Below are 23,723 nucleotides of genomic sequence, written 5' to 3' on the forward strand. Positions count from 1 at the left end.
AGCACACCTCTGGATGGTGACCGAGCAACATACCGCCCTCGAGCACGACTCGATGGTCACCGAGAACGCCGAGCTCAGTGAGCGGCGCGCCGTCTCGGATGACCTCGTGCCCCGCGGCACCGCGATCGGTCGCTACATCGTCGTGGGCGTCGCCGGCCACGGCGGCATGGGCGTGGTCTACCGCGGCTATGACCCCGAGCTGCAACGCGAGATCGCGCTCAAGCTGCTCCGGGGTCCCAGCCGTCGTCACGGCGCCGCCGAGGCCCGCCTGCGCCGCGAGGCCCAGGCGATGGCGCGAATCTCCCATCCGAACGTGCTGCCGGTCTACGACGTCGGCACCTACGACGGGCACGTGTGGATCGCGATGGAGTTCCTCGCCGCCGACACGCTCGGCGATTGGTTGGAGGCCCAGCGACGAACCCCGGCGGAGATCGTCGCGATGTTCGTGCAGGCAGGCCGGGGGCTCGCGGCGGCCCATGCGGTCGGTCTGATCCATCGCGACTTCAAGCCACAGAACGTCCTCGTCGGCGCCGACGGCCGCCCACGGGTGATGGACTTCGGGCTCGCACGCGTCGATGCGGCCGACACCGATGGCGGCATCGACGAACCAACGCCCGGGTTCGTCGGCGAACACGCCACTCAGCTCACGGCCGCGGGCAGCGTGGTCGGCACGCCGCGCTACATGGCGCCCGAGCAGCACTACGCCAAGCCGATGGACGCGCGGGCCGATCAGTTCAGCTTCTGCGTGGCTTTGTACGAGGCGCTCTATCGCGTGCGGGCGTTCGGCGGCGACAACCTGCCCGACCTCGCACTGCGCAAGCACACCGGCGAGATCGAGATCGGCACCGACGATGGCGACGTACCTGCAGCGGTCGGCAAGCTGCTGCGGCGAGGCATGGCGGGCGATCCCGACGACCGCTTCCCGAGCATGGACGCGTTGCTCGAGGCGCTCGCGCCCACCATCCACGGCGGCGGGCGAAGGCGGCCGTGGTTGTTGCTGGCGGTCGGCGGTGCGGCGGTCGTGGGTACCACCGGTGTCGCGCTCATGCTGGCGCGCGAGCGCCCGTGCCAGGACGCGCAGCGCAAGCTCGCGGGCGTCTGGGACGCCGCGCGCCGCGAGGAGATCCGCGGCGCCTTCGAGGGCACCGGGGTCTCGTACGCCACCGACACGGTCGACCGCGTCGAGCAGCAGCTCGATCGCTATGGCCACGCCTGGGTCGAGGCGCACGACGCCGCGTGTGCGGCCACGAAGATCCACGGCGAGCAGTCGGCTGCGCTGCTCGACCTCCGCGTCGCTTGCTACGACCGCCTCCGCGGCGACCTCCAGGCGCTGGTGGATGTGTTCGCCCAGGCCGATCCCGCGACGGTCGAGAAGGCCGTGCGCGCCGCCCACGGCCTGCGGGAGATCGACGAGTGCAACGCCAGCGCGGAGTTGTTGTCGCTCGCGCCGGCCCCCTCCGACGAGGCCTCGCGCGCCGAGATCGCGGAGATCGAGGCGGGCATCGCCCGCGCCCGCGCCCTCGGTGCGGCTGGCAAGGCCCACGCGGCGGTCGAGGTGTTGGAGCCGCTGGTCCCGCGCGCTCGCGCGCTCGCTCACCGCCCGCTCGAAGCGCGCACGCTCGAAGCGTGGTCGGATGCGCTCGGCGACGATGGCCAGCTCGAGCGCGGCCGCGAGGAGGCCATCGCGGCGCTCGCCGCCGCGCTCGCCGGACACGCGACCCGCACGGCCGCCGAGGTCGTGCTGTCGCTGCAGTTCATCGAGGGCTACGACCTCCAACACACCGCGCCATCGCGCGAGTGGTACCGACTCGGTCAGTCGCTGGTCGAAGCGCTCGGGGGCGACGAGCGCATGAGCATCGCCCTCGACAACGCCGAGGCGATCGTGTGTGCCATCGACGGCGACTTCGAACGCTCGCAGCGCCTGTTCGACGACATCCTCGGCCGGCTGCGTGCCGGCGCGCCCGACGACCCCAAGCTCGCGGTGTTGGTCGGCAATGCCGGCGCACTCATGGCCACGCGCGGTCAGTACCCGGCCGCGCGTCGCTATCTCGACGAGGCGCTCGGGCTGTACCGTGACCGTTTCGGCAGCGATCACCCCGACCTGTTGCGCATCGAAGCCAACCTCGGCGCCGTCGATCTCTTCGAGGGCCACGTGCCCGAATCACTCGCGCGCCTGCAGGACGTCGCCGATCGTCAAGAGCGCATCCTCGGGCCCGAGCACCCCGAGTTCGCCAACACCCTCAACAACCTCGCGAACGCGCTGCGCCAGGCAGGCCGGCCCGACGAGGCCATCGCGCTGCACCGCCGCGTGCTGGCCATCCGTGAGCACGTGCAGGGCTCCCGCTCCGCCGCCGTCGCGCAGACCCTCGACAACCTCTCGATCGCGCTGCGACGCAAGGGCGAACTCGCGGAGTCCCGTTCGACACACGAGCGGGCCAAGGCGATCCGAGAAGAGGTGCTACCGCCGGATCATCCCGACCGGGCCGCGAGCGCCCTCAGTGAGGCCGAGCTGTGCGCCGCCGAGCGGAACTGGGTCTGCGCCATGCCGGCGTTCGAGCGGGCGCTGACGTTGCGGCGAAAGATCCTCGGGCCGAACCACGTCATGGTGGTGTCGACGTTGTCGGCACGCGCCGACGCGCGCATCGAGCAGGGCGACACCAAGGGTGCGATCGATGACCTCGAGCAGGCCGTCGCCAGCGGGGTCGCCGGTGGCGTCAGCCCGCGCGTGGTCGGGTTGGTTCGCTTCCAGCTGGCCAAGCTCGTCGGCGACCCCGCCCGGGCGCGCCAGCTCGCCGAGCAAGCACGCGAAGCCTACGCCGCGCTCGAGGTCCACGACCGCGTGGCCGAGATCGACGCATGGCTGTCGGCCCATGCGAGCGCAGCCCCGCGCCGCAGCCACTGATCGAACGGCCATCGGGGCGGTTCCCCGCGAAGGACCGGCTCGGGGCCCTGCGAAGGAGCGATCCGCCGTCGTACACTCGCTGCCGCCGCGCGAGACGACAACGCCGGCGGAGTAGCACTGCGATGAAAGTGAAGCAGGACGCGGCGTACCGTGCGTACATCTCTGGCCTCGAGCGCACCGAGGCGGTGCGCATCAAGGATGTCCGCGAGCAACCCGTCGTCGTCGGCGGGCGCACCACCATCCGCATGTTCGTCGGCGAAGGCGATCGCGGCCACCCGCGCATGCTGACCGCGATGCCGCCCGCGACCGACGCGAATCCCCCCGCGCTGGAGTTCGATCCGCCGACGATCCCGACGAACGTCGACGAGCTCCGCGCTGCGCTCACGCAGGTGCTCGGCAAGCACCGCAAGGCGCTCGACCCCGAAGCGCTGCGGGGCCTGCCGGAGGAGGGCCGCCGCTACGCACGCAACAGCATCATCGCGCAGCGACGCCTGCAGTTCTTCGCCAACGCCCGCAGTGCGCTGGCGGCGTGGGTGAAGGCGCGCAAGTTCCCCCGCAACCAACAAGGCGCCGGTCTGCGTGCGATCCGCGAGCTCGAGGACGCCAGCTTCGTGGGCGTGATCGAGTTCGACGACGAGGACACCGATACCTACCACTCGTACAACCACGATGCGGCCTTCGTGCACTACCTCGAGCAGATGCTCGCGGGGCTTCCGCTCGACGGCACGCCCGCGATGGCGGTGCTGTCGCCGGCGTCACAGGAGTCGGTGCGCCGCCAACGAGCGCAGGCGACCGCCCACCTCGACGCGATCATGCGCTCGAAGTACGTCTTCGAGCCTGCGCTCGATGAGCGCGACGTCGAGCAGGGAGTCGGTGCGCTGCTCATCGACCGAGAGACCCGGATGATCGCGTCGGTGGTGCCCGCTGGCGATCCTCTGGTGCCGGAGTACGAGGTGCTGCGCGTCGACCCGGCCTCGCGCCATCGCCACGCCGGCGCCTGGATCTACCGCGATGGCGACACCCTGCGCCTGCAGGACGGGACCAAGGTCAGCGTCGACGACGACCTCGTCCGCAGCGCCAAGCGTGATGCGGAGCAGCTGACCTTCATGCGCGCACCGAAGGACAAGCGTTTGCGGCGGGACGTCGCGCTCGACTGGGACGGCGACGGCATCGTCTCCACCGAGCCCATCGAGTGGGTGTCGTGGGCCGGCCACTGCGACGTCAAGGGCGTGATGGAAGCGCTCGGCCTCGCGCTGCGCGAGCAGCCCACGCTCAGCGAGTACCGCGCCGACACCGGCGCCACCGAGACCTACGACCGCAGTCTCCTGCTGGAGATGGTCGCCAGCGTGATCGAGCTCGGCTCCGACTACCGATCACTCGACGGCACCGACGAGGGGCAGACCGGCGAGAGTTGGTTCGGCGGCGCACGCAACGACAGTCGCAGCGATCAGCTCGCGTTCGCGACCAAGACCGGACGCGCCTTCACGTGGCCACCGCGCAGCCGCGGCGACGCGTTCGAGGTCGTCGGCCTGCAGCTCGACGGCACCAAGGTGCGCGACCTGGACGGCGCGTTCGGTCGCTTCCTGCCCGACCTCGCCAAGGTCGACTTCGCCGACAATCCCCGCTTCGTGCGCACGCGCGACGGCGATGCCAACGAGATCGACGTCACCGACGGCGTCATCCAGGCCGAGATCGATCTCTACCAGCTCGATCGGACCGGTGAGATCGAGCGGGTCCGCAAGCGCATCACCCTCGACCTGCGGGCCGGCGCGAAGGGCCCCGAAGACGGCATGTTCCTGCTGGGGTCGCAGGTCGCCGACGCCGGCGAGCGGCGCATCACGAAGGTGTTCTACGACCCGCGCGACCGTAGCATCGTCAAGCGCGACGAGTGGGCCGAGCACAGCGGCCGTCGCGTGCGCGTGCGGATCTCCGCCGACGAGCACCGCGTGGCGCTGGCGGCCAAGCGCAACGTGACGCTGACGCGAGAGGCCCGCTACGACGATCCCGGCATGTACCAGACGCTGCTCGATCATGCGCTGCGCAAGGGCCAGCCGATCTGCGCCGACACCGACGAACGCGCGCCGGTGTGGAACGGCATGGTCACGCGCCTCGAGGTCGAGCGGGTCGCCATCAACGACGCTGCCGGCGTCGAGCAGTGGCGGATCACGATCGACGCTCGGTTCGGTCAGGCCCAGCTCGAGTACCTCATGCGGCGCGGCGACGACGGCGAGCCCGCGGCGTGGTGCCCGGTACGGCGGGCCAACGCGCAGCTGGGCTGGCCCGATTTCCTGTGGCAGGACCTGCCCGACATCGCCAGCAAGGCACTGGTCGACGGCCGCTGGATGGTGAACACCACCATGTTCGACCGCGGCATGATCACCGTCGAGCGCGATCGATCCGTCGAAGGTGGCTTCTACGTCCACGACGATCACGTGAAGAACGTCTACGAGCTCGTGTGGTGCACGCTCTCCGGTCACCACTGGACCATCATCCACGACGGCAAGCGCCATGGCTTCACCGACAAGCGCGCGTGGACGGACGCTCGCAAGGAGCTGGAGCGTCTACGCAAGGCGCTCGCGTTCGCCGAGTGACGCCGGTGGCCGGCGCGGCGTGGCTCGCCCGACGCCGTCGGTCGAATGACCGACGCGCGCGAGGGGCCACGCACGCGATGCAACGTACGGCACCGCCGCGGCATCGCCTGCTCGCATTCCGGGAGCCCTGACGAAGCAAATCACGCACGAGGATGCGCGGTTGGTGTTGTCGGCGACGAACAAACCTTTGGCGGGCATCCGCCGCATCGTGCGATACCGGAGCAGGGGATCCGCGATGGCACGAACAGCACGTCCGAGCGCAGCCGCGATCGCGCTCGCGATCACCTCCATCGCGAGCGTCGGGTGCTACGCCGGCATCGCGAACCCGGCCGGGGCGGGCGATGCCGCGGGAACTGCCGACGACGCCGGCGCCGACGCGGGCACCGACGACAGCGCCACCGGTGGAGAGCCGGGCTGCGAGGCCGCCGTTCCTCGCTTTGCCGCCCGCGTGCCCGACCGCCACGTGGCCAACGCCGTCGCGAGTCTCCTGGGTGTCGCGCGTCCGGAACTCGCGACGATCCCCGGCGACGCGGAACGCTTCGTGCCCGACCAGCCGTCCGCGGTGACCGGTGCGGTCGCGAGCAAGTTCCAGGTCATGGCCGAGGCCGCTGCCGCGGAGGCCACAGTCGCGGGTGCGCCGTGGACCGCCTGCGAGGGCGAGCTCTCGGCCTGTGCCGACGCCAATCTCGACGAGCTGGCTTCGCGCGCGTTCCGTCGCGCGGCCACGACCGCGGAGCTCGAGGGTCTGCACGCGGTCTACGACGAGGGCGTGAGCATCGGCGGCGACCATGCCTCGGGCATGCGGCTGGCAATCGAGGCCATCTTGCAGTCGCCGTCGTTCCTCTACGAGATCGAGGCACCGGCCACGCAAGGCGATCGCTATGATCTCGACGCCGAGCAATTCGCCGGACGCCTCGCGCTGTTCCTGACCGACACCGTTGCCGACCACGAGCTGTGGCGAGCCGCCCGTGATGGCGAGCTCGAGTCCGACGAGCAGATCGCGAGTCAGGTCGATCGCCTGCTGGCGACGCCGGCCGGCGCGCAGCAGCTCCGCGTCGCGTACGGCCGCTTCTTCGACCTGCACCGCATCTCCGAGCTGACCAAGCACGACGTCGACTCGGCCCTGTTCGCGGCCATGCGGGTCGAATCCGAGGCGCTGGTCGACACGGTGCTGTCGCGCCCGGGTGGATCGTTGACCGACCTGTTGATGTCGCGCGAAGCCACCGTCGAGGACGCCGCGCTCGCCGAGCTCTACGGCGTCGCCGTCACACCGGCGGGCCAGACCGTCGAGCTGCCGGCGACCGAGCGCGCCGGTCTGCTGACGCGCGCGGGCCTGATGGCGCTCGAGTCCAGCGCCGACGAGTCGTCGGTGATCCACCGCGGCCTGCTCGTCACGCGCAATCTCCTGTGCGTCTCGCCACCGCCGCCCACCGCCGACAACGTCGCGCAGGGCCAGGAGATCAACGGCATGTACGAGACCGAACGCGAGCGCATGTTGGTGCGCGCGAGCACGAGTCCGTGCGCCGGTTGCCACCGCCTGTTCGATCCGTTGGGGGTCGCGTTCGAGCACTACGATCGCGTGGGCCGCTACCGCGACGAGATCGAGACCTCGATGGGGCCGGTGGCGATCGACAGCGCGTGGGACCTCGACCTGGCCGACGTGCAGGCCCACGTCGACGACGCGCTGCAGCTGTCTGCCGAGCTCGCGGCCAGCGAGACGGTGCACGCGTGCGTGACCGAGAGGTTCGTCGGCTACGCGCTCGGACGCAGCCTCGAGCAGGCCGACCGCTGCGTCATCGAGCCGCTCGCGGCCGAGTTCGATGCCTCGGGCGGAGACCTCGCGGGCTTGCTCCGCGCCATCGCACTGTGGCCGGGCCTGCGCCAGCGCACCGGAGGTGAGCCATGACCGTGATTCTCGACGCGCTCCGCAGCTTCCGCCGCGATCGCCGGTGGTTCTTGAAGGTCGCCGGTGGCTCGAGCGTGCTCGCGTACTGGCTCGCCGAATCGATCGGCCGCGCCGAGATCCCGGCGGGCCCGAAGCGGCTGGTGGTGGTGTCGCGCCCCAACGGATCGATCGACGAGAACTGGCTCGTCGGTGACACCCGCGGGACGATCCTGCAGCCGTTCGACGGCGTGTGGGATCGCGCGGTCGCGCTGCGCAACGTGAACGTCGAGGCGACCGTGCAGACCGACGGCGACCCCCACGGTCTCGGCTCGATCACCCTCATGACCGGTGCGCCGCGCGGTGGCGCGATGCTGCCGGGCAACGACAGCTACTGGAACACGCAGGAGTCCCTCGATCAGCGACTGTCACGGGATGCGCCCGCGCTGTCGGGACGACCGATTGGCTCACTGCAGCTCGGCGGTTGGAATGCCGGGCCCGCCGGCGACGAGCCCTCGCGCGCGCTGTCGTTCCTGGGCGCCGCGAGCCCGCTTTACCCCGAGACGAATCCCACCGCCGCCTTCGATCGGCTGTTCGCCGACCTCGACCCCGACGCGAACGGCCAACCGAGCGCGCGCGTGCGTGGGCGTCGGAGCGTGCTCGACTTCGTGCGCGGCGATCTCACGCGGGTGCGCGCCCAGGTACCGGCCGAGCGACGGCCGGATCTCGACGCCCACGAGGATGCGATTCGCGAGCTCGAGATGCAGCTCGACGGCGTGTTGCCGAGCTGCTCACCGCCGATGCTCCCCGACGGCTTCGGCGACGCCGCCGGCTCGGCCGATGCGCTCGCGGCGATTGGTGAGGCGATGTTCGCGATCATCGTCGCCGCGTTCCGCTGCGATCTCACCCGCACGGTGACCTTCATGTGGGCCGGCAACGCGGCGGACAACCATCTGTCACCGGTCAACGGCTCGAACCACCACGATCTCTCGCACCAGAACGACCGCGCCGGCCTGACGACCATCGACCGCTGGTACTCCGAGCAGACCGCCAAGCTCATCGCCGCCCTCCGCGACGCCGACGATCCCGTGGTCGGTGGCGCGCTGCTCGACAACACGCTCGTGTGGTACGTCAGCGAGATCGCCCAGGGTGTCGATCACCGCCACACCAACATGCCGTTCGTGCTCTTCGGGGGTGACGGCGTCGGCCTCACCAACCGCGGCATCGTGTTCGACGGTGGCGGTCGCAACAGCAACGATGTCTGGCGCTCGATCGCCCCGGTGATGGGCATCGCGCTCGACGATCTCGTCGAGCCCTCCACGGGGCCGATCCCGGGGCTGTTCGACACCTGACGACGCTCGCGCCTACAGATCCAGCGCGCCGTCGAAGACCCCGTAGCCACCCGGGATGAAGAAGTCCGCGCCGGGCTCGAGCCCGAACGCGCGGATGACCGTCGCCGCGATGTCCTGCGAGGTCGGCGGTCGCACGCTGGTCTCGCCAGACTCCTCGATGAGGCCCACCGGCGCGCCCAACGGCGAGCCGACCGCAGCCTCGTCGTAACCACCGAGCATCTGATTGCCGCGCACGCTGCCGCCCACGAGGATGCCGCAGGTGGCGGGATGGTGATCGGTGCCGTCCTCGCCGCTGCGGGCGAATGTCCGACCGAAGTCGCTGTAGATGTAGACGAGCGTCTCGTCCAGGAGGCTGCCGTTGCCGGAGCTCGCGGGTGTCAGCTGCATCTCGTTCAACATCTGTCCGATGGCCTCGAACGCGATGCGAAGGTGGCTGGTCTGCGCGCGTGCGCCACCCGAGAAGTGCACGTCGAAGCTGAAGTTGGTGATGCTGGTGGCGCGCACGGTCAGGCTGGTGACGAGGTCCGACTTGAGCAAGCGCAGCGCGAAGTCGAAATCGGCGCAGGAGCGGATGGGGCCGCATGAATCCGCCGAGCCGATGCACGCCGTCGCCATCGCGCCGCCGGAGTAGAGCGCGTCGTCGGCGAGATGCTCGAACCCCACGGTGTTGTCGAGCGCGGTCAGGACGTCGCGCGCGATCGTCTTGCTGACGCCGACGTTCATGTCGTACAGCTGGGCGTACAGCGCATCGCTGCCGCTGCTCGAGGCGCCCTTGCGAGCGCGGATCGCCGACAGCACCAGGTCATCGGTGCGCGTCAGCGGCAGGGTGCCGTCGGCGGGCTGCCCGTTGCAGTCGAGCGCGGGCACGTTGGTGCGCTCGCGCAGGCCCGCCCACGCACCGTCGCGGCGATCGGAGATGGTCGACTCGACCATCGCAAGACTCGACAACCCGTACGGCGACGCGGTCGATGGCAGCTCGCCCGACAACGGCGGCGTGCCGCCGAGGAACGCATTGGGTACCGGCCGGTCGGGGAAGTACGTCGACATGTAATTGGCCACCACCGCCTGCACCGACGGCGCGCGGAAGGTCGAGCCCGCGACCCCGCACATGCTCGCAACGATGCCGCTGGCATGGGACGCGGTGCCCTGATCGGCGCCGACCAGCACGCACGCTCGCTCGTACAGGCGGTACTTGGGATCGACCCACGAGTAGCCCCATGGTCGAAAGGTCTGCGTGCCACCGGACAGTGGGTTGCTGCCGGTGGTGTCGGCCGGGTCCGCGTCGTTCCAGAACACCGGGCCGCAGATCTTCCGCACCGTCGAGGTCGATCCCAGATCGGGCTGGCTGCCGTCGAAGCAGCGCACCATCTGCTTCGAGTAGCCGAAGGGGTGGATGCCACCCTCGGGCGGGCGGATCAGCTTGTCGATGCCCGCACCGCTGAACGGCGCGAAGATGTGCTCCCAGTTGCAGCCACCGTCCAGCCAGATGCACAGCAGCTTGGTGGGGCCGTTCGGGCTCGGCCCGGCCTTGGCCGAGCGGATGCCGAAACGCTGCAGCAACGCCAGCTGCAGCGCGCCGAGCGAGCCCAGGAGGAGGTTTCTGCGGGTGGTCTTCATCGGGTGCTCCATGGTGCGGTAGTGCGGAACCGTGTCGTCGCGCGGCGCAAGGCGTCAGTAGAAGACCCAGTCGGGGTGACGGATGAAGTACGAGCACGTGCCGATCCACGCGGTACGGCTGTCGGCTCCGGTCTCGAGCGGCACGAACAGCTCGTCGAACACGCGATCGACCTCCGCGGGCTCGGCCGGCGCGGCATGGAAGTGCAGGAACCACCGCGTGATCACGGCCTTCACCGCGGCCGCGTCGGCGCTTCCGGTCGAGCTGGTGGCGCCGCCATCGAAGAGCGCGGTGTTGTCGGCTTTGTCGATGGCCATCGCGCACCACCGCTGGGAGACCTGCGCGAGCGTGCCGGCGAAGCTCGGCGACAGCGTGGGGTCGGCCTTGCGCTGGTACATCGCCGAGCCACCGCCCAGCGAGGCGAAGCGCTCGACCGGCAGCGACTCGAAGGGCGCCGGGATCGCCTCCGCCGAGCTCATCGGATACTTCTCGTCGCCCTGCGCGGTCTTGTGGGGCACCGAGTAGTTGCTCGCAGGCGAGAAGAAGTCGTCTTCGCCCAGGCCGAGCTGCTGGTAGAGCGAGCGTTGGATCTCGGGGGCCGACATCCGCGTGATGCGTGGCGCGCTCGCCAGCGGATTCGGGTCCTTCGCGTGGTCCCCGAGCTCGGTCACCCACGCGCGGATGTCGGCCATGTCGAGCTCGTAGAGCCCCGCGTCCACGAGATCGGCGTAGGTCGGCCCGCCCGGGGGCATCTGCGTGAACGCGCCGTCACCCTTGCCCTCGAGCAGCTTCACCAGCGGGCTGCCGTCGGGATCGCCAGCGGTGACGACCGCGGGGTCGTAGGCCACCAGCGCCTCGAAGGACTCGATCGACGCGAAGTACCCGCGCGCGCCAGTGATATGGCAGCCCTCGCACGCGGGCTTGAGGCCCTCGAAGATGATGAGGTTCTGCTCGCGCTCGTCGGGCGAGGGGCCGTCTGCGCAGCGGGCCTGCGAGGGCACCGCGCCGGCGTGATCGCAGCCGATGGCGGGCGACGCCAGCACGATCCACGAGATCGCCAGCAGTGTCGTGTGGCGTGACATCAGCGGCCCCTCCGGAACGAGTCGCTCTTGGTCAGCGACTGGATGAACGTTCGCACCACGCGATCGCCGGCGACGAACTCCTGTGTGAGCGCCTCGAGGTAGCCCGACTCGAGGGCGGGATCGATGTCGCGGCCGATCACACGCTCGTGCAGGCGTCGCACGACGCAGCGATCGAACGCGCCCGCCGCGACGATCATCTTCGCGAAGCCGAGCGGGCCCACGGTGCCATCACTGGTCTGCCCGAGCAGGGTCTCGTCGGGCGGCAGGTAGTCGAGGAACAACACGTTGGGGTCGGCCTCGGCCTCGGCCGCGCTCACCGGCGTCATCAACGTGTCGGGCGCGTACCACTTGTTCCACTGCGCGAACGGTTCGGCGTGATACGGGTAGTCGCCGGTGCGCCACACCGGGTCGAACTGCCAGCGTTCACCGACGCCAGGCATGTAGTAGTGCGCGCCGAATCCCTCGAACGCGGCGCCGGCCTTGGCGTAGCGCTTGAAGTGCAGCGCGGCCGGGTCGATGCGTCGATGGCAGTTCTGACACGGGCCCTCGCGACCCGGATCGCTGACGTAGGGGTTGAACTCGACGCCGGCGGCGGGCGGCAACAGCTGCTCGCACGCAAGCACCTCGAGCGCCCGCGCGGCCCGAAGCCGTTCGCGTGGATAGGTGGCGAGGAAGCCGATCGAGGTCAACATGCCCGCCGCGGGGATGCCCTGCGACGGCCCCGCGTCGTCTCGCGGATCGTAGTGATAGCTGCGATCGGCCAAGAAGAACGGGTTGCGGTCCGGCACCTGGTACTCGCGCCACGCCTTGGGATCGCCCGCCTCGTGCAGCGGGTCGACCGGCTCGCCGGCGTAGTCGGCGGGCCGCCACCAGCGGGTGTCGTCGGCGAGCTCGTTGCGACCACCGGCGATCCCCTGCACGACGTACGCGACCTGCACCTCGGTGGGGCCCACCGAGTAGGTGCCGAGCACGAGGTCGGTCGCAGGCCGGTCGTGCCACACCAGATGCGCGAACAGTCGCGCCGGCTCCTCTGCGAGCAGGCGGCGTTGTCCGTCGGGGTTGCCCTCGAGATAGGCACCGTAGCCGGGGTAGGTGCCGGGATCGAGCCAGCACGAGCTCGCATGGGGCCCGCACCCGCAGCTGCCCGCGGCCTGGTTGCCATCGCTGCACACGATCTCGATGGGGTTGCCGTTGGAGTAGCCGGTGCCGGTGTCCGAGGTGTTCGCGGCGTTGCCGACGAGGGTCACCATCGCGCCGGGGGCCCACCACGCCTCGATCGTGAGTGACGGTGAACCGGCATCGCACGCGCCCTCGTCGAGGTTGTAGTCGTTGCGCCAGTAGTGCAGCGCGCCCGCGTGTGCGGTGCCGTCTTCACAGGGCGCCAGCACCCGCTGCTGCTTCGGCCCGTACTCCGGCGCATCGGCCGTGCGATCGATGAAGCGGACGTTGAGCCACGCCTTCGCCATCTCGAAGGTGATCTCGTAGAACCGCTCGTCCTCGAGCGCGTCGGCGACGAAGGCATCCACCGCGGCGAGCTGCGCGGCCTCGTCGTCCAGCGCGACGATCGCCTCGAGCTGTGCATCGGTGGGTGGCACCCCGAGCAACGCGAGGCTCGCCCGTCGCAACAAGCGCGGCGCTGGCAGCACGTCGTCGAGCGGTTCGACGCCTCCGGTGGAGTCGTCCGGCGCGTCGCCGGTCTCGGCGCACGGACCCGCGGAGCTGTCTCCGCTGGCACCGCTGTCACCGTCGGCGCTCGCGGTGCCATCGGCGTGGGCACGCGAACCATCGCAGCTGCCACAGGCCGAAAGCGGCAGCAGGGCCGCCGCGAGCAGCCATTCCTTCGAGGTCGTTCGAGATCGCTGCATGCGGATGCCCTCGGGCATCGACAGCAGTCGCACCGCGCCGCAGAAATGGCTCACGCCATCGCAGCTGGGGGCCGCAGGCCGCGGGTGCGGCGTGCAGACCTCCGCTCGTGCCGCGATCAACCCGCCGGTGGATCACAGGCCTCGAGCGCGATCACCACGGGCTCGGTCGCCTCGCACTCGTCCTCGTGCAGCACCACGCGCACCTCGATGGTGTCGTAGTCCGCCGTATCGACCACGACCTCGAGGAGATCCGAGGTCGCGCCCGCTGCCAACACGTCGGTGAACGGCACCGTGTCGAGCAGCGCGCCGCCCTGCCCGTCGACGCCACGCACCTCGAGATCGGCGCCCTGCTGCAGCGCCGCTGCGCCGGCGTTGCCGAGCTGGATCCATACCGTTCGCTCGGTCCCGACACAGCTCGAGCACGTCGCGGCGTCGAGCACGACGTCGGGTTGGGCCAACCCGTCGTTGGGATAGAGGTCGCCGGCGCGGAACGAGTTGTGATCGAGCCAGCTCGCCGTCGGTGCCAGCGGTACGCCACCGTCGTCGTCGATGTGCGAGATGTGATAGGCGTGCTGGTTCCACAGGCCCCGCGCGGGCCGCCACGAGTTGTTGGCGTCGGCGACGACGGTGACGCCGGCGTAGTTGGCTTGGTAGTGCTCGTGGACCACGACGATCTCGGCGTGTCCATCGTTGTCGAGGTCGGCAACCACCGGGTACTCGAGGCGCGTGCCGCTCGAGTGGCCATCGAACTCGAGCTTCACGGTGCCATCGTTGCCGGAGAACACCCACAGCCGCCGCTCGTCGGCGTAGACGATCTCCGAGATGCCGTCGCCCTCGAAGTCGAAGACCGACGAACCGGTCACGCCCGACGAGAGGTCTTGCGTGGTGCGGGTCCACAGCAGGCTCCCGTCGTCGTCGAACACCGAGTAGGCGCTCGACGAGGCCACGCCGACCTCCGGCCGTCCGTCGCCGTCGAAGTCCGCGACCGTCGGCGGGCCGCCGGCGGAGGTCGGCAGCGCGGTGTTCCAACGCAACGCGCCGTCCAGTGACTCGTGGATGGCGACGTGGCCCGCACGCACGACCACGATCTCCGGCACGCCGTCGAGATCGAAGTCGGCGATGGCCGGGTAGCCGTCACCATCGCCGATGTGCCAGACATCGGTGCCATCCATGCGATAGAGCGCGTTGCCGACCACGACCTCCTGCATGCCGTCGCCGTCGACATCGGCGGGGAACGACAGACTCGCGTCACCGTTGTGCGAGCCCCAGCCGTACGCGCCGGTGGCCAGCAGGGTCCCGTTGGCATCGAGGATCGCTCGACCCATCACGATCTCGGTCCAGCCATCGCCGTTCATGTCACCGAACGCCGGCGTCGAGTCGTTCGGCGACACATGACCCGCCAGCGACGGCCCCATCCACTTGACGGTGCCGTCGTGCTCGAACGCAATCGGGGTGCCGTTGCTGGTGCCACCGTTGATGCCGACGATCTCGACGATGCCGTCGTTGTCGATGTCGGCGGCCGCCAGCCCATCGGCGCGCCCGAAGCCCTGCGCGACCGCATCGAGCACCGGGGTGCCGTCGTCGCCGGAGAGGCCCCGCAGATAGCCGCCGCCATAGGTGAGCGCGAGTACGTCGGGAGTGTCGCGATGATCGATGAAGCCATCGCCGTCGTCGTCGGTGAGCTGCAGCACCAGCGGCGTCATGGCGCTCTCGGACGATCCCGGCCCGACCGCCCACGACGACACCGACCACTTCACGATCGGATCGAAGGTCCCGATCACCGGCGCCGCGGCGCAGCTCGGATCGATCGCGACCTGCAGCGGCGGCGGCTGTTGCTCTGCGCAGCTGCTGGGGCCCAGGCCGTCATCGGCGGCGCCGAGATCGACCGCCAGCGTCGGGTCGCCGCCACTGTCCTGCGCGACGCCGCCGTCGGACTCGCTGCCGCCCGTGCCGAGCGTGATCCCCCCCGTGTCGTTGTCTCCGGCATCGTGGGCCGACGGCGATGACGAACATCCCGCGCACAACACGAGGCCGAGCGTGGTCGCTCGTCCCATGGCACTCCCCCTCGATCGCGACAGACACTCGCGCAGGGGCGCAGCCAGGCCCGTTGCGCATCGCGGTCGCGGTGGTTCGAGCTATGGACACCCGCTCGCGCCCACATTTCCGGTCGGTGTGCTCGACAATCGCCAGTGCCGACTACGACGGCGGCGTGCTGGCGCGCAGTCGCTCGAGATCGTCGAGCATCGCGGCCACGAGCGCCTCGACCACGACGCGTCCCTTGTCGACGCGCGCCAGGGTCGCGTCGCCCCACACGCCCGAGCGCGACAGTGTGCCGGCCCCCCCGGGTTCGCGGTCGAAGCCGCGGCCCTGCTTCAGCGGCACCTCCCGCACGGCCTTGGACATGTCGACGCGATCGGGCGCGATGTAGAGGATCATCGAGGTCTCGATCTCGTCGGCATGGGAGCCGCGGGGTTGCTCGGCGACTGCGGCCTCGACCTCGCCCAGCGCCCGCGCGAGGTCCGTGAAGTGCAGCAGCACGCCCTCGTCGGCCAAGACGTCGGCGGCCTCGCGCAGCGGCCCGAGCGTCGAGATGCCGGTGTTTGCGATGTAGAACCGGCGTGGTCCGAACCGCGCCAGGGATCGGCAAGCATCGACGACGAGGTCACGCGCGACCTCGGGCCGCAGCGTGATCGAGCCGGGGTACTGCACGAACGCTGGATAGTGGTGATACGTGAGCATCGGCGCCACCACGACGTCTGCGGCCGCGAGCAGCCGCGCCTCGAAGTACGCCGCGAGCGTGCGATCGTTGTCGAGTCGCAGGTGCGGGCCGTGCTCCTTGCTCGCAGCCCCCAACGCGAACACCACCACCGTCTCGGGTCGAAGGGCCTGCTCGGCCTGCTGCCAGGTGAGATCGGCCAGCACGACGCCGCGGAGCTGCGGCTGCGTGATCGTGGGCACCGGCGTGTGCGGGGTGGCCGGGCAGCCCAGCATGGCCGCGGCCAGTGCGATCGTGGCGCGCTTCACCATGTGGATCCCTCAGCTCCCCGGCAACGGATGCTCACGCAACCATGTCTCGTAGCGCGTCAGTACGGGTACCGGCAGCTCCACGCTGTCCGCCACGACCGCACGCGCGTGCTCGACCTGCTCGCGCGCGGCCGCCAGCTCGCCGAGCTGCCACAGCGCCCGCCCCCGCTCGAACGCCAGCTGCGGGCGTGGCTCGCCGCCGCCGGCCTGCGCCGCCGCCTGCCTGCGCGCCGCCTCGTCGAGCAGCGACATCGCCTCCCGTGGTTGTCCAAGCTCGTTGCGCACCGTGGCGAGCTGGATCGTCACCAGTGTGAGATCGGCGTGCTCGGCTCCGAAGCGCTCGATCAAGGTCGCGCGGGCCCGCTCGAGCAGTGCTTGGGCGACCTCGAGGTGATGCGCGCGGATCTCGATGTTGGCGAGGTTGGCCCGGGCGTAGGCACCACCGACCTCACCGCGCGAGCCGGCCGCATCCCCGAGCTCGATCGCACGACCGAAGGCCTCGCGCGCGGCCTCGTCGAGCCCCGCATCGAAGTAGATGCCGCCCATGACGTTCAGCGCAATGCCGACCGAGGCATCGCGCGCACCGAAACGCAGGCCATTCATCGCCACGGCGAACTGCACGTCGAGATGGGCGAGGTCGAAGTAGCCCAGCGAGGCCCGCGCGCTGGCCCGCGTGATGCGGAGGTTCACCATCCAAGGATGGGCATGACCGAGCGCGCCCGCGATGATGGGTTCGGCGGCGGCGAGATCCGACAGCGCCATGCGGGTCTGCCCGGCATACAGGTGCGCGTGCGCCAGGTTGAGCAGCGACATCGCGACGTCCGGATGCCCCTCGCCGAGTCGCTCACGTCGCTTCGCGAGCGTCAGCTCGTGCATCTCGATGCCCTCGCTCAACCGCCCCAGGCGCACCAGATCGCTGCCGAGGTTGTTGCGCAGGTGGAGGATCGCACGCGAATCCGGGGCCTCGTTGGCCATGCGCACGGCCAGCGCCTGCTGCAGGTGCAGCACCGCCTCGCCGTCGGCGCCTTCGAGCTCGCGGACCTGCGCGGCGACCTCGTGCCATCGCGCGAGCTCCAGCGGCGGCAGCTCGGGCAGCCGCTGCATCACCGCTTCGGAGGCACGCAGCCACTCGCTCGCCGATGCGAGGTCGGAGCGCTCGCCGGCGTGGAGAAACGTCAAACGAAAGCCGGCCTGCATCGCCAATGGGTCGTCACCCGCGGCGGTGGCGGTGACGAAGGCATCGCGGTAGTCGGCATCGCCCGCGTCCAGGCGACCCCTGCGGGTGTCGACGAGACCCAGCACGAGGTAGGCGTTGGCGATCGCCCGTGCGTCGCCGGTGCGCTGCGCCTGCGCGAGCGCCTCGGTGGCGAGCATGCGCGCGTGCTCGTACTGGCCGGCGTCGGCGTAGACCCGTGCGCCCTCGATCTGCCCCAGCGCGGCCTCGAGCTGCTCGCGCTGCGCTGGCGTCCTCGAGCGCACCGAGCTCACCGAGGCCGGGTCCGGCGACTCGCAGGCGGCAATTGGTTCGAGCGTCTCGACCACGTCCAGCGATCGATGCACGACGTCGCGGCCACCCACGGACAACGCATCGACGGCCGCCAGCAGACCCGCGCGATTGCGTCGTAGACACGACGTGATGACGTCGACCCGAGTGGAGTCCAGCTCACCCGCCCGGCAGGTGCGCGCATGCAGCTCGCGCCACGCCTCGGCGTACTCGTCGAGTGCCTGCGTGACGGCAGCGGTGACACCCTCGCTCGCACGGGTACGCGCCGCAGCGAAGCTCTCGACCAACGCGCTGCGGCGCGGGCCGTCCCAGACTGCATCCAGTGGATCGACCTCGTCGATGCACCGATCCGCGCGCGGCTGCAACACGAACGCACCGGTGCCGACCAGCGCCACGGCGGCGAGGGCGAGCGGCCACCGCGGGCGCGATCGGGCGCGCAGCGCTCGCAGCAGCTCCGCGACCTCGTCGAGCGAGGCGAAGCGCTCGTCGGGCGCACGCGCGAGCCCGCGCCGCACCAACGCCAGCAGGCGAGGTGGCGGTGCCGCGCCCGGACCTCGCCACGGTCGCTCGTGCAGCTCGCCGCGCCACTTCGCGTGGGCGATGGCTTCGACGGTCCGCCCTTCGAACGGGCGCGCGCCGTAGAGCATCTCGAACAGCGTCACGAAGAACGCATACTGATCGGCCCGCGCATCGACGGCGCCGCCGAAGTGCTGCTCCGGCGCCATGTAGCCCGGCGTGCCCATGACCGCGCCCGTCCGCGTGAGTCGATCGCTCAGGCTGTCGGAGGAATCCAGCGCCGTCGATGGCGGCGCGTCCTGCTCGGCGGCGCCGCGCGAGAGCCCGAAGTCGAGCACCTTGCCGCGCCCACGGGCGTCGACGATGACGTTGTCGGGCTTGAAGTCGCGATGCACGATACGCGCGCGATGGGCCGCCGCGAGGCCCTCGGCAACACCGATGAGCACGTCGACGATCGCTTGCCACGGCCGAGCGGATGCGGCGACCCACTCGCGCAGGGTCCCGCCCGCGACCAGCTCCATCGCGAGGTAGACGCGGCCGTCGTCGGCCCGCCCGGCATCGAACACCGGCACCACGTTGGGGTGGGAGAGACGCGCGAGCGCCTGGGCCTCGCGCAGCAGTCGCTGGGCACCGGCCTCGCGACCGTCGGCGCCGGTGCGCCGCATCAGCTTGATGGCGACGCGTCGATCCAGATCGCGGTCGTACGCCGACACCACCACGCCCATCGCACCAGCGCCGAGCGTCGACAGCACGACGTAGCGCCCGATCGTGCGGCCCGCGACCGGCGCATCCGCGTCGCCTTCGCCGAGGCCCTCGACGAAGGTGGTCTCACCACCGCTGACGAGGTCCTGCGAGGGCTCCGGTGGCTCGCGCGGACCCATGACGGCTCATTGTACGCGGGCGAAGCTCGCGGTGAGAACCGGCTCGGCGCCGTCGAAGTCCAGCATCATCCGCAGCCCACGGCCCATCGTGTAGCCGCGGAAGACCTCGAGCTCGCGATCGATCTCACCGAAGGACGACAGCAGTCGACCGAGGTCGGGAATCTCGAGGTACGCCGACGGTCCGTGGGCATCTTCGGCGGGCAGCTCGAGCAGCCACGCCATGCGCTCGAGGCCATCGACCATGGCGACCCATCCACTCTGGCTCGGCGACGCGTCGGTGGTGGGGTCGGTGCGGGACACGAGCATGAGCGAGAACTCGTCGGTCGGCGCCTTCCAGGTCCACGCACTCCCGAGGCGCTCGCCCAGCGTCGCCTCACTCATCGACTGATCCGCGAGCATGAGCGCACCGCGGGGCATCGCCGCGTCGGTCGCGTTGGTGCGCAGGTACACCGCGAAGTCGGCCTTCGCCGATCGGCGCGCCACCGCGAGGCTGCGCAGGCTACCGCCCGCGCCCTCGATGCGCCCGAACACCTCGGCGAAGTTGCGAGCCATCGTCGCCTCGGGTCCCTTGCCGGCCTCGCGCTCCGGCCAGTGCGCCACGGTGCCGAGCAGGTTGGGCCAGCTGGCCGCAAGCACGTGCAGCGCCGCGGCTTCCTCGTAGCGCGAACCGACTTTGCGCTCGAGCTCGTCGGGGCTCAGATCCCACGGCCCCTTCGCGAAGCGATCGGCTAGCCGCGACGGCAGCGGCGCGCCCGCGGTACGGAAACACGCCAGCGCCCCGTCGCACAGCGCTGCATGGGTCGGCACCTGCCACTTCGGTGTCGGACCCGCCAACAGGGCCGCGACGTCGTCGCCCGAGCTCGGGTCTGCGATCCACCGCACCTGCGCGTGCAGACCATCGCCCTCGAGCACGTCGAGATCGAGCCGCGCACCGCGGAAGAGCAGCGGTACCGAGGCCATCTGCAGCAGCGGATCGCCGCGCTCGAAGGCCTCGCGGGCACCATCGGGCCCGTCGCCCCAGGTGTACGACGACAACGCGCGACGCATGGCGTCGACCTCGACGAAGTCGACCAAGCCGCCGGCGTCGAGATACGCCGACGCCGCGCCGCGCAGATCGAAAGCGGGCCCCTCGGTGATCGGCGCCACTGCAAGCGCCTCGCGGATCGCCGCGCGCTGCGGTGCGGTCCCCGGCGGCAGCCGCAGCAGGAAGAGGAACACGTCGAAGGTCACCGCGTCCTGCGTGCCGCGGACCACCACGAGCGCGTCGCGATCACCGATGCAGAGGGTCGCGCCCAGTGTCGCGCACTCACCCGACCACTCGCGCGTGGCCTCGGCCGGCAGCTTCGTGCGCAGGTGATCGACCAAGGGCCGCGGGTCGGTCACGCCGACGACGAACCGCGAGTGCAACGCCATCGCACCGGCGCGATCGATCACGTCGTTCGCGGCCTTCAGCGCCTCGGGCGAGGGCCCGGGCGGCGGCGGCGGCGGCTCGATCGGCACCAGCTCGGTGGGGTCCTGCGGTGCTTCGCGCTCGACGATCTTTGGTTCGATCGCCACGTCGGCACCGCCATCCGGTGGCGTGCCGGGTTCCGTCGGCGGCGTGGCGGGCATCGGTGGCGGCGGCTCGACGGGCGCCACCATCGGCAAGGGCTCGGGTGGCGGCGGCGTCGCGGGGACCGGCATCGGCATCGGCGCCCGCTCCACCGGCTTCGGCTCGTCGGGCGGCGAGGGCTCGGGGATCGCAGCCCCGAGGCCACGCTCGCGCAGCGCCGCGGGGATGGCATCGCGGGCCGCACTCGCGACGGTCAGCTCCGATCGCATGCGCTTGCCGTCACCCAGGATCGGGCGCAGCAACGTCATGCTCACGACCCCATCGGGCGCCAGCGCAAAGCGCTGGACGACATCCTCCGAGCGCCAGTCGACGCCGGTCTCGATGCTGAACTCGGCCAGCTCGCGCGAGACCTCACCGGGCAACGGCAGCGTGCGCAGCCACGCCAGGGCGGTGCCGAGGCGAACCGCGGCGTAGACGGTGCCGTCGGCGATGAACCCCGGCCTCGCGCCGAACGCCTCGAGCTTGCGCGCGGGCATCCGCTCGAACCCCGCCACCGGCACCAGGCCGCCCAACACGCCGACTCCGCCCTCGACGGGCTCGTCCTTCTTCTTGTTGCAGGCACCCGCGGCGAGCAGGGCGATCACGCACGACGAGACCCACGGACGCAGACGGCGAATCACGTCATCAGGGGTAACACGGACCGCGTGGCTTCACATGCGCCGGAACGGTTCACGCAGCTCCCCGCGTGCAGCGGCGCGTGCAGCCGGCACAGACTCGACGGCGACCGGCGCGACCGCGGCCGGCTCGGCACGCCGACCCGCACGCAGCGAGCCATCGCGCAGGCCGCTACCGCGGGCTGTCTGCACCACCGCCGCGTCGACGCTCGAGTCGAAGGGATCGCGGAGCTCGGCCGACGTCGCGCTCGGGCGCCCCAGCACCGCGAGCACCGGCGTGCCGTCGAAGGGCTCACGGAGCTCGGGGGTCTGGCCGAGCTGCTCCGGGCGCGTCCACGCCACCCCGGAACCCGTCGGCGCCGTCTTGCGCGTGACGATGACGGTCGTCGTGGACTCCGCGGGGGCGGGACCGACGAGGACGGAAGCGAGCATCATGGCGGTGAGGCTGAGCATCGGGTGGGTTCGGGGCCGCCGACGCGGGCGGCCACGGGCTTGGGTTGTGCAACCGAGGTGCCAGCCCGAATCGACTGCGCGGGCCGGCCCGCGGGCCATTGCGCGCGGCGCCTGGGCGCCGCAGGTGGAGCAGCCTGCACCGTTGCGAACCGCGGCGCCCCGGGCTCGGCGGGTGGGCCCGGTTCGCCGCGGACGGCCGGAAGCGCCGTCGATCACTCGCAGGGCAGCGCGTTGCAGGTGCACGGTTGCTCGACCGGACACGCAACGTCGCAGGTGTCGACGTCGGCGTCGCAGGTCACCGCGCAGCCACCCGCGGGCTGGCAGTCGATCTCGCAGATCGAGCCGCTGCCGCAGTCGCTGTTGCAGCCGCCACCGGCACAGCCGAACGTGCACGTCGCCCCGGCACCGCAGGTCTGCTGGCAGCCGCCACCGTCGCAGGTGAAGTCGCACGTGGCACCCGGCTCGCAGACCTGCACGCACGCACCGAGCGGGCACTCGGTGTCGCCGGACGTCTCGCCCCCGCTCCCGCCATCGGAGCTGCCGGAGTCCGCGTTGGTGTCGCTCGCCGATGCCGTCGCGGTGTCGCTCGCCGACGCGGTGGCCGTGTCGCTCGCGCTCTCGGACGCGGATGCCGACGCAGTCTGCGAGTCGCTGGCGCTGACCGTCGCACTGGCGCTCGCGCTGGCACTCGCCGAGTCCCCGTCGGTGCCGGAGTCGTCGCCGGAGTCGCCGGCACTCACGCTGGCGCTCTCGCTGGCGCTGGCGCTGGCGCTCGCGCTCGCGCTGGCGCTGGCGTTGGTATCACCGTCACCGCTGATGACGCAGGCCTGCATCACGGCACACGAGAACAAGGACATCACGAGTTGGATACGGTTCATTCGATCGCTCCGTTGCTTCGCGCACCACGGATCTGCAGCGCGCATGCACGGTGGATTCGCCGACCCCGAGCGTTCCCGTGACACGATGCGAAGCCGACCAACGACGGCTGTGACGGGCGACAACTCCCGTGCGAAGCTGCACCATGAAGCGGGAAGAACCATGCCCCTGACGACTCCGACCCATGCGTTCGTGCGTGCGCCCTCCACCGCCTACGCCCGCTGCCTGCGCGAGCAACCTTGCGCCATCGACGTCGGCGTCGCGACCCAGCAGCACGACGGCTACGTCGCCGCGCTCCGCGACGCGGGCATCGACGTGCAGTGGCTGCCGCCGCTGGTCGACGCCCCCGACGCGACGTTCGTGGAGGACACCGCGGTCGTCGTGGATGGCGCGGCGCTCGTGACTCACCCCGGTGCGCTCGCCCGCCGCGAGGAGACCCCATCGGTCGCCGCCGTGCTCGCGAGCAGCATGGCGATCACACACATGCACGGGCCCGCGACCCTCGATGGCGGCGACGTGATGCGTTGCGGTGACACGCTGGTGGTCGGCCACTCCCAGCGCACGAACGAGGGCGGCATCGCGGCGCTCACCGAGTTCGCGGCCCGCTTCGGCCTGCGCACCCACGTGGTCCAGCTCGCCGCCGGCCTGCACCTCAAGTCGGCCTGCACCATGCTCGACGCCGCCACCCTGCTGTACTGGCCCGGCGCCTTCACCATCGACGCGCTCGCCCCCTTGCGCCTCGACTGCATCGCCGTGTCCGAGCCCGCCGGCGCCAACGTGCTGCCCTTCGCCGACCGCGTGCTGATGTCCGACGCGGCCCCGCGCACCGCCGAGCTGGTGGCCAAGCGCGGCGGCGCCCCGCGCCTGCTCGCGCTCTCGCAGATCCACGCCGGCGACGGCGCGCTGACCTGCCTGTCGCTGCGCGTGCCGCCGGCCGGCGCCTGGGTGGCCTGA

14 protein-coding genes are annotated in these 23,723 nt (G+C 71.0%); 5 read left to right on the forward strand and 9 right to left on the reverse strand.

What is annotated here, in order from left to right; genetic code table 11:
- Positions 1 to 13: 13 nt before the first annotated feature.
- From IPH07_23135 to IPH07_23150, 4 genes are all read left to right on the forward strand, one after another.
- The gene (locus tag IPH07_23135) at positions 14 to 2,902 is read left to right on the forward strand and encodes a tetratricopeptide repeat protein (protein ID MBK6920313.1); all 2,889 of its coding nucleotides are present in this window, start codon (positions 14 to 16) and stop codon (positions 2,900 to 2,902) included.
- Positions 2,903 to 3,024: 122 nt separating this feature from the next.
- Positions 3,025 to 5,493: a hypothetical protein gene (locus IPH07_23140; GenBank protein ID MBK6920314.1), complete on the forward strand. Its 2,469-nt coding sequence runs from the start codon at positions 3,025 to 3,027 to the stop codon at positions 5,491 to 5,493.
- A gap of 235 nt (positions 5,494 to 5,728) precedes the next feature.
- A complete protein-coding gene (locus IPH07_23145) occupies positions 5,729 to 7,399 on the forward strand; it encodes a DUF1588 domain-containing protein (GenBank protein MBK6920315.1) in 1,671 nt (556 codons plus the stop codon).
- On the forward strand, positions 7,396 to 8,727 hold the full coding sequence (locus IPH07_23150) for a DUF1552 domain-containing protein (GenBank protein MBK6920316.1): 1,332 nt from the start codon (positions 7,396 to 7,398) through the stop codon (positions 8,725 to 8,727). Before IPH07_23145 ends, IPH07_23150 begins: the two co-directional genes overlap by 4 nt.
- 12 nt (positions 8,728 to 8,739) lie before the next feature.
- Here IPH07_23150 and IPH07_23155 read toward each other — a convergent pair whose 3' ends face one another.
- From IPH07_23155 to IPH07_23195, 9 genes are all read right to left on the reverse strand, one after another.
- A complete protein-coding gene (locus IPH07_23155) occupies positions 8,740 to 10,344 on the reverse strand; it encodes a DUF1501 domain-containing protein (GenBank protein ID MBK6920317.1) in 1,605 nt (534 codons plus the stop codon).
- A 54-nt stretch (positions 10,345 to 10,398) separates the two neighbouring features.
- Positions 10,399 to 11,424 carry a hypothetical protein gene (locus tag IPH07_23160; GenBank protein ID MBK6920318.1) on the reverse strand — a complete coding sequence of 342 codons (1,026 nt, stop codon included), beginning with the start codon at positions 11,422 to 11,424 and terminating at the stop codon, positions 10,399 to 10,401.
- Positions 11,424 to 13,343 carry a hypothetical protein gene (locus IPH07_23165; protein MBK6920319.1) on the reverse strand — a complete coding sequence of 640 codons (1,920 nt, stop codon included), beginning with the start codon at positions 13,341 to 13,343 and terminating at the stop codon, positions 11,424 to 11,426. Before IPH07_23165 ends, IPH07_23160 begins: the two co-directional genes overlap by 1 nt.
- A 62-nt stretch (positions 13,344 to 13,405) precedes the next feature.
- Complete coding sequence (locus IPH07_23170; GenBank protein ID MBK6920320.1) at positions 13,406 to 15,343, reverse strand: VCBS repeat-containing protein; 1,938 nt, start codon at positions 15,341 to 15,343, stop codon at positions 13,406 to 13,408.
- A 142-nt stretch (positions 15,344 to 15,485) separates the two neighbouring features.
- Positions 15,486 to 16,316, reverse strand: coding sequence for a creatininase family protein (locus tag IPH07_23175; protein ID MBK6920321.1), 831 nt, complete (start codon positions 16,314 to 16,316; stop codon positions 15,486 to 15,488).
- Between the two features lie 9 nt (positions 16,317 to 16,325).
- Positions 16,326 to 19,214 carry a protein kinase gene (locus tag IPH07_23180; GenBank protein ID MBK6920322.1) on the reverse strand — a complete coding sequence of 963 codons (2,889 nt, stop codon included), beginning with the start codon at positions 19,212 to 19,214 and terminating at the stop codon, positions 16,326 to 16,328.
- Between the two features lie 6 nt (positions 19,215 to 19,220).
- Entirely contained in the window at positions 19,221 to 21,446 is a 2,226-nt protein-coding gene (locus tag IPH07_23185) for a hypothetical protein (GenBank protein MBK6920323.1), read from the reverse strand.
- A gap of 30 nt (positions 21,447 to 21,476) precedes the next feature.
- Positions 21,477 to 21,875: a hypothetical protein gene (locus IPH07_23190; GenBank protein ID MBK6920324.1), complete on the reverse strand. Its 399-nt coding sequence runs from the start codon at positions 21,873 to 21,875 to the stop codon at positions 21,477 to 21,479.
- A gap of 230 nt (positions 21,876 to 22,105) precedes the next feature.
- The gene (locus IPH07_23195) at positions 22,106 to 22,771 is read right to left on the reverse strand and encodes a hypothetical protein (GenBank protein MBK6920325.1); all 666 of its coding nucleotides are present in this window, start codon (positions 22,769 to 22,771) and stop codon (positions 22,106 to 22,108) included.
- A 160-nt stretch (positions 22,772 to 22,931) separates the two neighbouring features.
- Between IPH07_23195 and IPH07_23200 the strand changes: the two genes are divergently transcribed.
- Positions 22,932 to 23,723 (forward strand): dimethylargininase, encoded by a 792-nt coding sequence (locus IPH07_23200; protein MBK6920326.1) that lies wholly within the window; start codon positions 22,932 to 22,934, stop codon positions 23,721 to 23,723.

The sequence above is a fragment of the Deltaproteobacteria bacterium genome (assembly GCA_016709225.1).
GTDB lineage: Bacteria > Myxococcota_A > Polyangia > Nannocystales > Nannocystaceae > Xiheibacterium > Xiheibacterium phototrophicum.